This is a genomic window from Mycolicibacterium neoaurum, from assembly GCF_036946495.1.
GTDB classification, from domain to species: Bacteria; Actinomycetota; Actinomycetes; order Mycobacteriales; family Mycobacteriaceae; genus Mycobacterium; species Mycobacterium neoaurum_B.
On the sequence record NZ_JAQIIX010000002.1, the window covers coordinates 549,122 to 561,299 of the forward strand.

The window sequence follows — 12,178 nt, forward strand, 5'->3', positions numbered from 1 at the left end:
AATCGTATCGGGATCTGCTGATCCAGCATCATCCCGACCAGCAGCGCGAACGGGTTCGATTCGAGTAACGCGTCCGACGCTGGATCTTGGGTCAGGCACAGATTCCCGGTCATACCGGCAAGCCTACGACGTCCAATTTGGCCAGAAGCGCCGGCAGCGCGCCGACTCCTGCCAGACTGGCAGACATGAGCGCGGCGACCGCGGTGCTGCAACGGCTCCCCGAGATCAGGGCCTGGCAAGAGGACCTCTACCGCGATCTGCACCGGCACCCCGAGCTGTCCCATCACGAACACCGCACCGCGCAGCTGGTCGCCGACCGATTGCGTGCCGCCGGTTACGACGTGCACGAACGGATCGGAGGAACCGGGGTCGTCGGCATCCTGCGCAACGGCAGCGGCGGGTCGGTGCTGCTGCGCGCCGATATGGATGCGCTACCCGTCCAGGAGTCCACCGGCCTTCCCTATGCGAGCACCGTGCGCAGCGGCGAGGTGCCCGTCATGCACGCCTGCGGTCACGATGTGCATGTCACCTGCCTGCTCGGCGCCGCGACCTTGCTCGCCGGCGCCACCGCACAGTGGTCCGGGACCGTGATCGCCCTCTTTCAGCCCGCCGAGGAGACCGGCGACGGTGCCCGCGGCATGGTCGAGGGCGGCCTGGTCGATCTTCTGCCCCCGGTGGATGTCGCGCTGGCCCAACATGTTTTCCCGATACCGGCAGGCCGGGCCGCCACGCATTCCGGCCCGTTTCTCGCTGCCGCCGACAGCATCCGGATCACTGTCTACGGGCGTGGCGCGCACGGCTCGATGCCGCAGGCCGGGGTCGACCCCGTGGTCCTCGCGGCGATGATCGTGCTGCGCCTTCAGACCATCGTGTCCCGGGAGGTCGCCGCCACCGACACCGTAGTCCTGACCGTCGGCTCCATTCACGCCGGGAGCAAGAGCAACGTGATCTCCGACCGCGCGGTGCTCGAGGTCAACCTGCGGACCTATGACGACGGGGTCCGCGACGCCGTGTTGGCCGCCATCCGGCGCGTCGTCACCGCCGAATGCCAGGCATCGAATTCTCCTCGAGAACCCGATTTCGAGCTGTACGACCGGTTCCCGCCGACCGTCAACGACGAAACGGTCACCGACCGCGTCGGCCACGCCTTCGCCGAGTTCTTCGGCGAGCGGCACGGACCGATCGGGTCCGGCGCGGCCAGCGAAGACTTCAGCGACCTCCCCCGTGCGCTCGGCGCGCCGTATACCCTCTGGGGTATCGGCGGCATCGACGAACGGCTGTACCGCGAGGCGGTCGACTCCGGCCGTGTCGCCCAGGACATCCCGGTCAATCACTCACCGACATTCGCCCCCGTCATCCAGCCCACATTGGACACCGGCACCCAGGCCCTCGTTGTCGCCGCGCTGGCATGGCTGGCGACGTAGGTCCCGTCGGCGCCGGCGCCCGTACTCCATAAAGGCGATTCGGCAGACGATCTCGGCACCTTATGCGACTGTGATGTCCTGACCAGCACACAACCGGAGGAGACGGCCATGAGACGCGGGATCGCACCGCTGCTGACGGTCACCGCGGCCGCCATCGCCGCGGCCGCATCGATCACGTTCGCCGGCAACGCCCAGGCCATCCCTGACCAGGGCACCCCTGCCTTCGACGAGTACATGGCCGGCCTGCAGCGCAACGGCTACAACCTCAACCCCGACACCGCCTGGCGCGCCATGCACCAGGCATGCGTCGGCGGCTTGCCCGGCTACATCGGTCTGGAGCTCGCCGCCCAGGGCGCGGTTGGCCCCGGCGCCCAGGAGCGGGTGTTCGACGTGGCCAGGAAGTACGCCTGCCCCGTTCAGTAGTCCCCACGGCATAGGGTTGGCGCCACCATGTCGGGTCAGCTCACGGTCGCGCTGGCCGCGACGCTGCTGCTGGCGGCGCTCGCGGCGGTGTTCGTGGTGCGCACACCGGCGCGTGGTGGCCACGCCCACCGAGCGGGCCGTGCATGCCGCGCTGCACACCGCCTCGCTCGCCGCACGGGCCCTGCGCCGGGGCCTGGACACCGAATCGGCCGCCACCGCAGCACCGTTCCTTCGCGATCTCACCGGCACCGACGGGGTCGCCCTGTTCGACGGCGACGGACAGCTGCTCGCCGCCGACCCGGAGGACAAGTTCATCTGGCGGCGCAGCGTCGGCGACACCGCGGCGACCGCCGCCGCGGCCTCCATCGCCGGCGAACGCCGGGTTCTCGACGATATCGACACCACGACGGTGGTGGCCCAACCGCTGCTGGCCGAGGCCGGCGATGTCCTCGGGGTGCTGGTCGTCGTCACCACCGGCACACCGGGACCCGGCATGCTCGGCGCCATCGGCGAGGTGGCCCGCTACGCCGCCAGTCAAATCGAATTGGCCGAGCTGGACGCCTCCCGCGCCCGCCTCGACAAGGCCGAGGTGCTGGCCCTGCGCGCGCAGATCAGTCCGCATTTCATCTACAACGCACTCAACACCATCGCCTCATTCGTGCGCACCGACCCGACCCGCGCCCGCGAACTCATCCTGGAATTCGCCGATTTCACCCGCTACTCGTTCCGTGCGGCCGGGCAGTACACCACCCTGGCCGAGGAGCTGCGCAATATCGACCGCTACCTGACGCTGGAGCGCGCACGGTTCGGTACCGCGTTGACGGTGCGCCTGCAGGTGGCCCCCGAGGTGCTCAATGTGGTGGTGCCGTTCCTCGCGTTACAGCCGCTGGTGGAGAACGCGGTCCGGCACGGCCTGGCCGGGCGGGGCGGCGGTTCGGTGGAGATCATCGCCAACGACGCCGGCTCGGACTGCGTCATCACCGTCGAGGACGACGGCGCCGGAATGGATCCCGACACCCTGCGGTCCGGGCCTGGTGACGCGCTGGCCGAACGCACCCCGTCCGTCGGACACGATCAGTCCGCACACGTCGGCCTGACCAATGTCGACCATCGGCTGCGCGCGGCGTTCGGCAACGATTACGGTCTGGTGGTCGAAACGGCGATCGGAGCGGGGACAAAAGTCATCATGCGGGTACCGAAATTCCGGTCCGGCGTACGGGCCGACGGAGGTGGTTTCGGGTGAGCGCCGAGCTGACCGTGCTCGCCGTCGACGACGAGGCGCCCGCCCTGGACGAATTGGCCTACCTGCTGGGCGAACATGGCGATATCGCCACCGTCCACACCGCGTCCGATGCCACCTCCGCGCTGCGCGAGCTCAACGCCCACACCATCGATGCGGTCTTCCTCGACATCAACATGCCGGGCCTGTCGGGTATCGAGCTGGCCGGGGTGCTGACCAATTTCGCCCATCGTCCCGCCGTGGTGTTCGTGACCGCCCATGATGACAAGGCGGTCGCGGCCTTCGATGTCGGCGCGCTGGATTACTTGCTCAAGCCGATCCGGCAGAACCGCCTCGACGAGGCGGTGCGACGGGTGGCCACCGCCAGGACCACCGACGCGCCGGACGAGGACGCCCACGATTCCGATGTCATCCCTGCCGAACTCGGTGGCATCACCCACCTGGTGCCCAGGGAGAGCATCGGCTGGGTGGAGGCCGAGGGCGACTATGCCCGGCTGCACTCGGCCACCGGCGCGCACCTGGTGCGAATACCGTTGAGCACCTTGGAGACCCGCTGGCGCGATCACGGTTTCCAGCGCATCCACCGGTCCTATCTGGTGTCACTGCGGATGGTCACCGGATTGCGCACCGCCGACGGTGCGGTCCTGGTCCGGTTGCGCGCCAACGGGTCCTCACCGGCGGTGGAGCTGCCGGTGAGCCGGCGCCAGGCACGGGAGTTGCGCGACCGGCTGGTCCGCGACCCGATGCGCAACCTGAAACCGGCGGGCGCCGATGAATGAGCGCCCGACGCCCCATACCCGGCCCGCCGGTGCCCGCCAGCGTGTGGTGTTGGCCCACCGGCGCGGCGCGCGGATGGTCCGCACCCGCGTCGAGGTGCAGGAGCAGACCCAGGTCGGTGACGCCCTGGTGCGCGGGTTGGTCCGTGCGCAACTCGGGCTGGCCCTGCGCCTGAGCGTGGTCGTGGTGTGCGCGGTCGGCGGCATCCTGGTGCTCACCGCCGCACTTCCCGACCTGACCGTGCTCGGGATGCGGCTGAATTGGCTGCTGCTGGCCATCCTGGCGTTCCCCATGCTCTACGCGGTCGGCAGCCTCTACGTGCGCCTGGCCGAGCAGGCCGAACGCGATTTCGTCCGCGTCGTCGACAGCGAACCGTGACCGGCTCACCGCTGACGGCGGCCGCGCTGCTGGCCGCGGCGATCGCCACCGTGGCGATCGGCAGCTGGGGGGTGCGGCTGTCGCGCACCACCTCCGATTTCCTGGTGGCCTCGCGCAGCGTCGGACCGCGCTGGAACGCGGCCGCGATCTCCGGTGAATATCTTTCCGCCGCATCCTTTCTGGGTGTCGCGGGGCTGATCGCGAAGTACGGTGCCGATGCACTGTGGTATCCGGTCGGCTTCACCGCCGGTTACCTCGGCCTGCTGTTGTTCGTCGCCGCGCCGCTGCGTCGGTCCGGCGCCTACACCGTGCCCGACTTCGCCGAGTTCCGGCTGGGCTCACCGCGTCTGCGCAAGGTTGCGATGCTCGTGGTGGTCGTGGTCTGCCTGTTCTACCTCGCCCCGCAGTACCAAGGTGCCGGGCTGGCATTGAAAACGCTGCTCGGCATGCCGGTGTGGATCGGCCCGATACTGGTCGGTGCCATCGTCATCACCAATGTGGTCGGCGGGGGCATGCGGTCGATCACCTTCGTGCAGGCCTTCCAGTACTGGCTCAAACTGACCGCGGTCGCCATCCCCGCCTTGGCGCTGCTCGGCCTGTTCCTCAGTGACCGCGGCGAACTCGGCGGGCCGTTGTCACCGAGTGTGGAGCAGCAGACCACCGTGCTGGTCGAGACCGACGTGGTGGTCCAGGTGATCGACCCGGCCGGTATCACCATCACCGGCGAGTTGGACGGTAACGCCGTGCGCGACAGCGGTTTCGGCACCCCAGGGCAGCACACGCTCGGTGCCGACACCCGACTCACCCTGGCCGCCGGCGCGGCAACGCCCGTGGTCGCGGGCACCCCGGGCACCGGCAGCGAATGGATCGCCTCGGGTACCGGACTCGGTGGCGAGCACCCGCTGTATCAGGTGCTGTCGATCATCATCGCGACGTTCCTGGGCACTATGGGTCTGCCGCATGTGTTGGTGCGCTTCTATACCAACCCCGATGGACGCGCCGCCCGCCGGACCGCGCTGGCGGTGATCGCCCTGCTGTCGCTGTTCTACCTGTTCCCCATCCTGCTCGGCGTCTTCTCGCGCCTGTACGTGCCGCAACTGCTCATCACCGGAACCGCCGACGCCGCAGTGCTGTTGGCTCCCGGCGCGGCCATCGGTGGCATCTTCGGCGAGCTGTTGGCCGCCCTGGTGGCCGCGGGTGCCATCGCCGCGTTCCTGGCGACATCCTCGGGACTGCTGGTCAGCATCGCCGGCGCGCTGGCCACCGATGTGCTGCGGGGCCGGGTCCGCGATTTCCGGGTGGCCGCGGTCATCGGCGGGCTCATCCCGATTCCGTTGTCGCTGCTGGTGTCCGACCTGGAACTGTCCCGGACGGTGGGCCTGGCATTCGCCGTCGCCGCCTCCACACTGTGCCCGTTGCTGGTGCTCGGCATCTGGTGGCGCGGCCTGACCGCGACCGGGGCCGCCTGCGGACTGGCCGTCGGCGGCATGGTCTGCGGCGGCGCGGTGTTGGTGGCCATCACCGGGGCCGTCGACGAGCACGCGCTCGGTGGCTGGCCCGCGGTGATGATCGGCTACCCGGCGGCGGTCAGCGTGCCGGTGGCCTTCGCGACGATGATCCTGGTCAGCCGATTCACCAAGGCCACCCCGGGCGTCGCGCAGATCTTCGCCAGGATGCACGTGCCCGAACGTCTGGGCTTGGGAATCGAGCGCCTGCCCGGCGCATGACGCCGGCCCGCCGGGCACCGAACCGCTCATCGTGGTCAGCGCGCCGTTCACCGCAGCGCATCCGGCGTCCGACAGGTTGACCTCGGATGACGCTTCGAATGTGATGTGAGTCTCAATACGCTCTGACCACGCTGCGTAACACACTCGATCAGTCAGGAGCAATACGGTGCCCACCACCGAAAGCCGACCGGCCCCCACCGGTCAAGAGTTCATCGCCATGCAGGCGAGCCCGGAATTCCAGGAGTTGCGCAGTCGGCTGCGCCGGTTCGTCTTTCCCATGACGGCCTTCTTCCTGGTCTGGTACGCGGTTTACGTACTGCTGGGCGCCTTCGCCCACGACTTCATGGCCACCAAGGTCTTCGGTGACGTCAACATCGGGTTGATCATCGGCCTCGGCCAGTTCCTCACCACCTTCGTGATCACCGGTCTGTACGTCCGGTTCGCCAACCGTGAGCTGGATCCGCGCGCCGCCGCGATCCGCGAGGAGCTGGAAGGGCCGGCCCAGTGAACATCGACACCGCAATGACCTATCTGGCCGCCACCGAGTCCGTCGGCAACCCGGTCGCCAACATGGCCATCTTCGGCCTCTTCGTCGTCGTCACGATGGTGGTGGTGATCCGGGCCAGCAAGAAGAACGCCACCGCGGCGGAATTCTTCACCGGCGGCCGCGGCTTCTCCGGCCCGCAGAACGGTGTCGCCATCGCCGGTGACTATCTGTCCGCGGCCAGCTTCCTCGGTATCGCCGGGGCCATCGCCGTGTACGGCTACGACGGATTCCTGTACTCGATCGGCTTCCTGGTCGCATGGCTGGTGGCCCTGCTGCTGGTGGCCGAATTGCTGCGCAACACCGGCAAATTCACCATGGCCGATGTGCTGAGCTTCCGGCTCAAGCAGCGCCCGGTGCGGGTGGCCGCGGCCACCTCCACGCTGACGGTGTCGCTGTTCTACCTGCTGGCCCAGATGGCCGGTGCCGGCGGCCTTGTCGCGCTGCTGATGAACATCAACAGCAAGAGCGGACAGGCCGTCGTCATCGCCGTCGTCGGCCTGCTGATGATCGTCTATGTCCTGGTCGGCGGCATGAAGGGCACCACCTGGGTGCAGATCATCAAGGCCGTGTTGTTGATCGCCGGCGCCGGTTTCATGACCGTCATGGTGCTGACGAAGTTCGGCCTGAACTTCTCCGAGATCCTGACCTCCGCGCAGGCCGCCATCTCCGGGTCCGCCACCGAGGCCGTGGCCAGCCGTGACGTGCTGGCCCCCGGCGCGCAGTACGGTGGTTCGCTGACCAGCCAGATCAACTTCATCTCGCTGGCGCTGGCGCTGGTGTTGGGCACCGCGGGTCTCCCGCACGTGCTGATGCGCTTCTACACGGTGCCGACGGCCAAGGAGGCGCGACGCTCGGTCGTGTGGGCCATCGCGCTGATCGGCGCGTTCTACCTGTTCACCCTGGTGCTCGGCTACGGCGCGGCCGCTCTGGTCGGACCCGACCGCATTCTCGGCGCGGCGGGCGGGGTGAACTCCGCGGCCCCGCTGCTGGCGCTCGAACTCGGCGGCGTGGTGCTGCTGGGCGTCATCTCCGCGGTCGCCTTCGCCACCATCCTTGCGGTGGTCGCGGGTCTGACCATCACGGCCTCGGCCTCCTTTGCCCATGACATCTACGCCTCGGTCCTGAAGTCCCACAAGGTGACCGAGGAGGAGCAGGTGAAGGTCTCCCGCATCACGGCGGTGGTCCTCGGCGTGCTGGCCATCGGCCTCGGCATCCTCGCCAACGGGCAGAACGTCGCCTTCCTGGTGGCGCTGGCCTTCGCGGTCGCCGCGTCGGCGAACCTGCCCACGATCGTCTACTCGCTGTACTGGAAGCGGTTCAACACCCGCGGCGCACTGTGGAGCATGTACGGCGGCCTGATCTCCTGCATCGTGCTGATCGTCTTCTCCCCCGCCGTGTCCGGCAGCAAGACCGCCATGATCCCGGGGGCCGATTTCGCCTGGTTCCCGCTGGCCAACCCCGGCATCGTGTCGATCCCGCTGGCCTTCGCGCTCGGCATCATCGGCACCCTGACCTCCAAGGACACCGGCGATCCGGCGGTCAATGCAGAGATGGAGGTCCGCTCGCTGACCGGTGTGGGCGCCGAGAAGGCAGTCACTCACTAACCGGGCGCACTAGTTCACATCCGGAACTACCGGGACCGGCGGCGGCGTTGTTCACACTCATGGACACCCGCCGCCGGTTCGCGTTCGCCGCCCTGGCCTACGCCTTCGCCGTCACCATGCTCGGGACGACCGTGCCGACCCCGATGTACGCGCTCTACGGCGAACGGATGCACTTCGCGGTGTTCACCACGACGGTGGTGTTCGCGGTGTACGCCCTCGGCGTGCTCGCCGCACTGCTGGTCGCCGGCGGCTGGTCCGATGTCCTCGGCCGCCGGCCGGTGTTGCTGGCCGGTCTGGCCTTCGCGCTGGCCAGTTCGGCGGTGTTCCTGTTCGCCGACAACATCGCGCTGCTGTTGGTGGGGCGCCTGCTGTCCGGGCTGTCGGCAGGGTTGTTCACCGGAACGGCGACGGCGGCGGTCGTTGAATCGGTGCCCGCCCAACGGCGTGACCGGGCGGCCACCGTGGCCACCATGGTCAACATCGGTGGGTTGGGCAGCGGCCCACTGGTGGCCGGGGCGCTGGTCCAGTACGCGCCGCACCCGCTGCTGCTGTCGTTCCTGGTGCACATCGCGCTGTTGGTACTCGCCATTCCCGCGGTGCTGCTGGCCCCGGAGACCTCGGGCGGCACCGGCCGCATCGCGCTGCAACGCCTTGCGGTGCCTGCCGAGGTCCGCGCCGTGTTCCTCACCGCCGCCACCGCAGCCTTCGCGGGGTTTGCGGTCACCGGGCTGTTCGCCGCGGTCGCGCCGGCCTTCCTCGCCGAAGTCATCGGGGTGACCAATCATGCCGTCGGCGGGGCGGTGGCCGGTTCGATCTTCCTGTCCTCGGCGGTGGCACAACTGCTCGGGCGTCGCATCCCGCCCACCCTCGCCGTGGCGGTGGGCTGCGCGATCCTGGTCGTCGGGATGGTCATTCTGGCTGTCGCACTGTCGCACTCATCGCTGCCGGGCATCATCGCCGCGGCCGTCATCGCCGGGATCGGACAGGGCATCAGCTTCAGCCGCGGGCTGGCGGCCGTCGTCGAGCAGGTCCCCGACCGGCAGCGCGGGGCGGTCAGCTCGACCTACTTCGTGGTCGCCTATGTGGCGATCGCGCTGCCGGTGGTCGGCGTGGGCCTTGCCGCCCAGACCTGGGGCCTGCGCACCGCCGGGGAGAGTTTCGCCGCCGCCATCGCGGTGCTCGCCCTCATCTGCCTGGCCGCGGTCCTGGTCCAGGAGCGCCGGGCCCGTCAATTGAGTGGTTCTACTCAGGCCTGACCGGTGCCGGGCACCCTACATTCGGGGCATGCCCGTTTCCGCCTTCCCGAGCGTCGACGATATCGCCGCGGCCACTTCGCCCGGGCGCGACCGCGCACTCGACGTCATCCGGATCACCGCACTGCTCGGGGTGATCGCCGGCCATACGGTGATGGCCACCAGCATCATCCGCGATGACGTCTTCGTCTGGGAGAACCTGCTCACCACATCGGTGGTGTTCCAGGCGCTGACCTGGATCTTCCAGATCATGCCGCTGTTCTTCTTCGCCGGTGTCGCCGCGTCCGCCGGGTCGTATGCCGGCAATTGGGGCGGCTGGTTGCTGAAGCGCTGCACCAGGCTCTACCGACCGGTGTTCTCCTATCTCGCGTTCTGGGCGGTCGCCCTCGCCATCGGCCACCGGGTGTTGCCGAGGCACGTCTACGAGCCGATCGCCGGCATCTCCATTCAGCTGCTGTGGTTCCTCGGCGCCTACGTCCTGGTTCTCGCCGCGGTGCCGCTGCTGCGCTCGGTCACCACAGTCGGCCGGATGGCCGCCTCCGTCGCGTTGATCTACACGATGATCGCCACGATCGACGCCATCCGGGTCAACGCCCCGGGCTGGGAAGCGCTGGGCTACCTGAACCTGGCGGTGTGGCTGATCCCAGGCATCTTCGGGATCGCCTACCGCAACCGGTTGTTGACCGTCTCACAGGCCGCGTTGTTGGGTTTCGGCATGTTGGCGTTGAACGCGGCGTTGCTGCGTTTCGGTCCGTACGAACTGAGCCTGGTGGGCATCGAAGGCCAAGAGCTCAAGAACATGATGCCGCCGTCGCTGTTGCTGGCCGGACACGCAATCATGATGTGCGCGTTCGCGATTGCCGCCGCACCTGCCATCGACCGGTGGGCCCGCCGGCCGCGTGTGTGGTGGTTGACCGCGATCGGCAACAGCGGTGCGATGACACTGTATCTCTGGCACATTCCCGCGCTGCTGGCCGTGCATCTGGTGTTCGACACCGCCGGGTTTCCGCGGTATCCGGGGCAGCCGCACTTCCTGGCGCTGAGCATCGCGCAGGTGCTGATCATGACGGCGGTGGTAGCGGTGTTGTTCGTGGCGCTGCGACCGCTGGAGAACAACCCGCTGCCCCATTGGGATGGCGGCGTGGTCACCGACCGTCGGAGCATCGCGGTCGGGACGCTGCTGTGCACCGCGGGGGCAGCGACGCTGGCCTCGTGCGTGTGGGGCCTGAAGGATCTGGGCCTGTACTGCGTGGCGGCCATGCTGGTGGCACTGGTCGGCGCCCGGGCGCTCGCCTAGCCGCTCTTGCGTCGGAACTCGCGCCGGTTCTCCACCGCACCGTGCGCGCGAGCCTTCTTGCGTCCACCATCAGCGTGCGAAGCGCCCCCGGTGGCCTGCGCCTTCTTGCGCTCCAGCGCTTCCCGGAACTTGCGCTTGGTGTCGTCTTCCGGAGTTTCGTCGGCCATGCGATCAGCCTAGACGCACGTCCTCGACAATTCCGTCAGCGCAGCCCGGGCGGCATTCCGTACAGGTGCGCGATCGGCAGTGTCAGCAGCACGCGACGGTCGTCGACCATCGCACGCCGGTAGTCCGCCCAGTCCGGATGTTCACCGGCGATGTTGCGGTACAACGTAATAAGCCCCTCGACCGTGTCATCGTGCGGGTTGGCCGCCGGCGGGGTCAACACCGCGTCACCCTCGGCCACCGCATAGGACCAGCCGTCGTCGGCGGAGACGTGGATAGAGGCGCGCGGGTCACGACGCAGGTTGCGGGTCTTGGCACGTGGTTCGGTGATGGACACCTGCAACGCGGTGTTGGGCGCGTCGAACCAGTACGACACATTGGACAGCTGTGGCCTGCCGTCGCGCTTGATGGTGGCCAGCACCCCCAGCGCGTTGCCCTTGATCAATGCCAGCAGCTTGTCGTCGAACACCTGACGCCCCATGAGTCGAGCGTACGACTCTACGATCGGGAGCATGAGCCGGATCGACGGAACCAGTCTGGAGGGAGTGTCCGCGACGACGTTGTGGACCCTGCACAACCGCGGCACCGAGGCCAGGCGCTCCGACGGGGTGATCCGCGACCCGTGGGCGGTCAGTCTGCTCGATTCGATCGATTACGACTACCGCAAGTTCGGTAAGCCCAACCAGTCCCATCCGCTGCGCGCGTTGGCCTTCGATGCGGCGGCCACCGAGTACCTGAAAGCTCATCCGAGGGCGTCGGTGGTGGCACTGGCCGAGGGCCTGCAAACCAGTTTCTGGCGGCTGGCCCGTGCCGGCGTTGCCGACGAATTGCACTGGTATTCGATCGATCTGGAGCCGGTGATGCAGCTGCGCCGCCAGTTGCTCCCCCGCGATGACCGGATCACCGAACTGGCCCAGTCGGCGTTGGATCGCAGCTGGATGGACCGGGTGGACGCGCAGGATGGTGTGTTCATCACCGCCGAGGGTTTGCTGATGTACCTGGAGCCCGAGGACGCGCTGGGACTGATCGCCGACTGTGCTGCCCGTTTTCCCGGTGCGCAATTCATGTTCGACTCGATCCCGCACTGGTTCAGTCGCAGGACACTCGGCGGTATGCGGCTGTCCGATCGCTATCTCACGCCGGCCATGCCGTTCGGACTCACCCCCGACGAAGCGGTGTCGCTGGCAGGCACCATCGATGGTGTCCGGTCGGCCCGCGATGTGCCCTATCCACCGGGACGCGGGCTCTGGCGGCTGGCCAAGCCCGCTTTCTGGGACCACGTCGGCGCGTTCCGGCGAAACCGGCCGAGCATCACGCTGCTGGAATTCGCCGGGCGCTGAGTA

At 68.3% G+C, this 12,178-nt stretch carries 12 protein-coding genes and 2 pseudogenes; 11 read left to right on the top strand and 3 right to left on the bottom strand.

Annotation, left to right across the window (positions count from 1 at the left end; all coding sequences use genetic code 11):
- Positions 1-5 precede the first annotated feature (5 nt).
- Positions 6-113, bottom strand: a pseudogene (locus PGN27_RS08000) (HhH-GPD-type base excision DNA repair protein); the annotation flags it as partial.
- Positions 114-185: 72 nt separating this feature from the next.
- Between PGN27_RS08000 and PGN27_RS08005 the strand changes: the two are divergent.
- The 10 genes and pseudogenes from PGN27_RS08005 (at position 186) to PGN27_RS08050 (ending at position 10,670) form a co-directional block, all read left to right on the top strand.
- Entirely contained in the window at positions 186-1,424 is a 1,239-nt protein-coding gene (locus PGN27_RS08005) for an amidohydrolase (RefSeq protein WP_335325670.1), read from the top strand.
- A gap of 108 nt (positions 1,425-1,532) precedes the next feature.
- Positions 1,533-1,847 (top strand): DUF732 domain-containing protein, encoded by a 315-nt coding sequence (locus PGN27_RS08010; protein WP_335325671.1) that lies wholly within the window; start codon positions 1,533-1,535, stop codon positions 1,845-1,847.
- Between the two features lie 27 nt (positions 1,848-1,874).
- Positions 1,875-3,090 (top strand): annotated as a pseudogene (locus tag PGN27_RS08015) (sensor histidine kinase).
- Positions 3,087-3,866: a LytR/AlgR family response regulator transcription factor gene (locus PGN27_RS08020; protein WP_335325672.1), complete on the top strand. Its 780-nt coding sequence runs from the start codon at positions 3,087-3,089 to the stop codon at positions 3,864-3,866. The pseudogene PGN27_RS08015 and the gene PGN27_RS08020 overlap by 4 nt, the downstream one beginning before the upstream one ends.
- A complete protein-coding gene (locus tag PGN27_RS08025; protein WP_036461847.1) occupies positions 3,859-4,242 on the top strand; it encodes a hypothetical protein in 384 nt (127 codons plus the stop codon). The genes PGN27_RS08020 and PGN27_RS08025 overlap by 8 nt, the downstream gene beginning before the upstream one ends.
- Positions 4,239-5,969, top strand: a complete 1,731-nt coding sequence (locus tag PGN27_RS08030; RefSeq protein WP_335325673.1) for a sodium/solute symporter — start codon at positions 4,239-4,241, stop codon at positions 5,967-5,969. Before PGN27_RS08025 ends, PGN27_RS08030 begins: the two co-directional genes overlap by 4 nt.
- Before the next feature lie 217 nt (positions 5,970-6,186).
- Entirely contained in the window at positions 6,187-6,477 is a 291-nt protein-coding gene (locus PGN27_RS08035; RefSeq protein WP_081843489.1) for a DUF485 domain-containing protein, read from the top strand.
- Positions 6,478-6,491: 14 nt separating this feature from the next.
- Positions 6,492-8,120 carry a monocarboxylic acid transporter gene (locus PGN27_RS08040; protein ID WP_030136199.1) on the top strand — a complete coding sequence of 543 codons (1,629 nt, stop codon included), beginning with the start codon at positions 6,492-6,494 and terminating at the stop codon, positions 8,118-8,120.
- Positions 8,121-8,179: 59 nt separating this feature from the next.
- On the top strand, positions 8,180-9,376 hold the full coding sequence (locus PGN27_RS08045; protein ID WP_335325674.1) for an MFS transporter: 1,197 nt from the start codon (positions 8,180-8,182) through the stop codon (positions 9,374-9,376).
- Between the two features lie 28 nt (positions 9,377-9,404).
- Positions 9,405-10,670, top strand: coding sequence for an acyltransferase family protein (locus PGN27_RS08050; protein WP_335325675.1), 1,266 nt, complete (start codon positions 9,405-9,407; stop codon positions 10,668-10,670).
- Here the strand turns inward: PGN27_RS08050 and PGN27_RS08055 are convergent.
- Together PGN27_RS08055 and PGN27_RS08060 are read right to left on the bottom strand one after the other, a co-directional pair.
- Entirely contained in the window at positions 10,667-10,837 is a 171-nt protein-coding gene (locus PGN27_RS08055) for a DUF5302 domain-containing protein (protein ID WP_019510851.1), read from the bottom strand. The two genes, PGN27_RS08050 and PGN27_RS08055, sit on opposite strands and share 4 nt — an antisense overlap.
- A 35-nt stretch (positions 10,838-10,872) precedes the next feature.
- Entirely contained in the window at positions 10,873-11,316 is a 444-nt protein-coding gene (locus tag PGN27_RS08060; RefSeq protein WP_030136202.1) for a PPOX class F420-dependent oxidoreductase, read from the bottom strand.
- A 31-nt stretch (positions 11,317-11,347) separates the two neighbouring features.
- On the opposite strand from PGN27_RS08060, the gene PGN27_RS08065 reads away from it, so the two are divergent.
- Entirely contained in the window at positions 11,348-12,175 is an 828-nt protein-coding gene (locus PGN27_RS08065) for a class I SAM-dependent methyltransferase (RefSeq protein ID WP_335325676.1), read from the top strand.
- Positions 12,176-12,178: the final 3 nt, after the last annotated feature.

Bases quoted from the DNA above. Each gene is read 5' to 3' on its own strand.
- PGN27_RS08010 (WP_335325671.1), top strand. From the start codon at position 1,533: ATGAGACGCGGGATCGCACCGCTGCTGACGGTCACCGCGGCCGCCATC.
- PGN27_RS08025 (WP_036461847.1), top strand. From the start codon at position 3,859: ATGAATGAGCGCCCGACGCCCCATACCCGGCCCGCCGGTGCCCGCCAG.
- PGN27_RS08045 (WP_335325674.1), top strand. From the start codon at position 8,180: ATGGACACCCGCCGCCGGTTCGCGTTCGCCGCCCTGGCCTACGCCTTC.
- PGN27_RS08050 (WP_335325675.1), top strand. From the start codon at position 9,405: ATGCCCGTTTCCGCCTTCCCGAGCGTCGACGATATCGCCGCGGCCACT.
- PGN27_RS08060 (WP_030136202.1), bottom strand. From the start codon at position 11,316: ATGGGGCGTCAGGTGTTCGACGACAAGCTGCTGGCATTGATCAAGGGC.
- PGN27_RS08065 (WP_335325676.1), top strand. From the start codon at position 11,348: ATGAGCCGGATCGACGGAACCAGTCTGGAGGGAGTGTCCGCGACGACG.
- PGN27_RS08035 (WP_081843489.1), top strand. From the start codon at position 6,187: ATGCAGGCGAGCCCGGAATTCCAGGAGTTGCGCAGTCGGCTGCGCCGG.
- PGN27_RS08055 (WP_019510851.1), bottom strand. From the start codon at position 10,837: ATGGCCGACGAAACTCCGGAAGACGACACCAAGCGCAAGTTCCGGGAA.
- PGN27_RS08005 (WP_335325670.1), top strand. From the start codon at position 186: ATGAGCGCGGCGACCGCGGTGCTGCAACGGCTCCCCGAGATCAGGGCC.
- PGN27_RS08040 (WP_030136199.1), top strand. From the start codon at position 6,492: ATGACCTATCTGGCCGCCACCGAGTCCGTCGGCAACCCGGTCGCCAAC.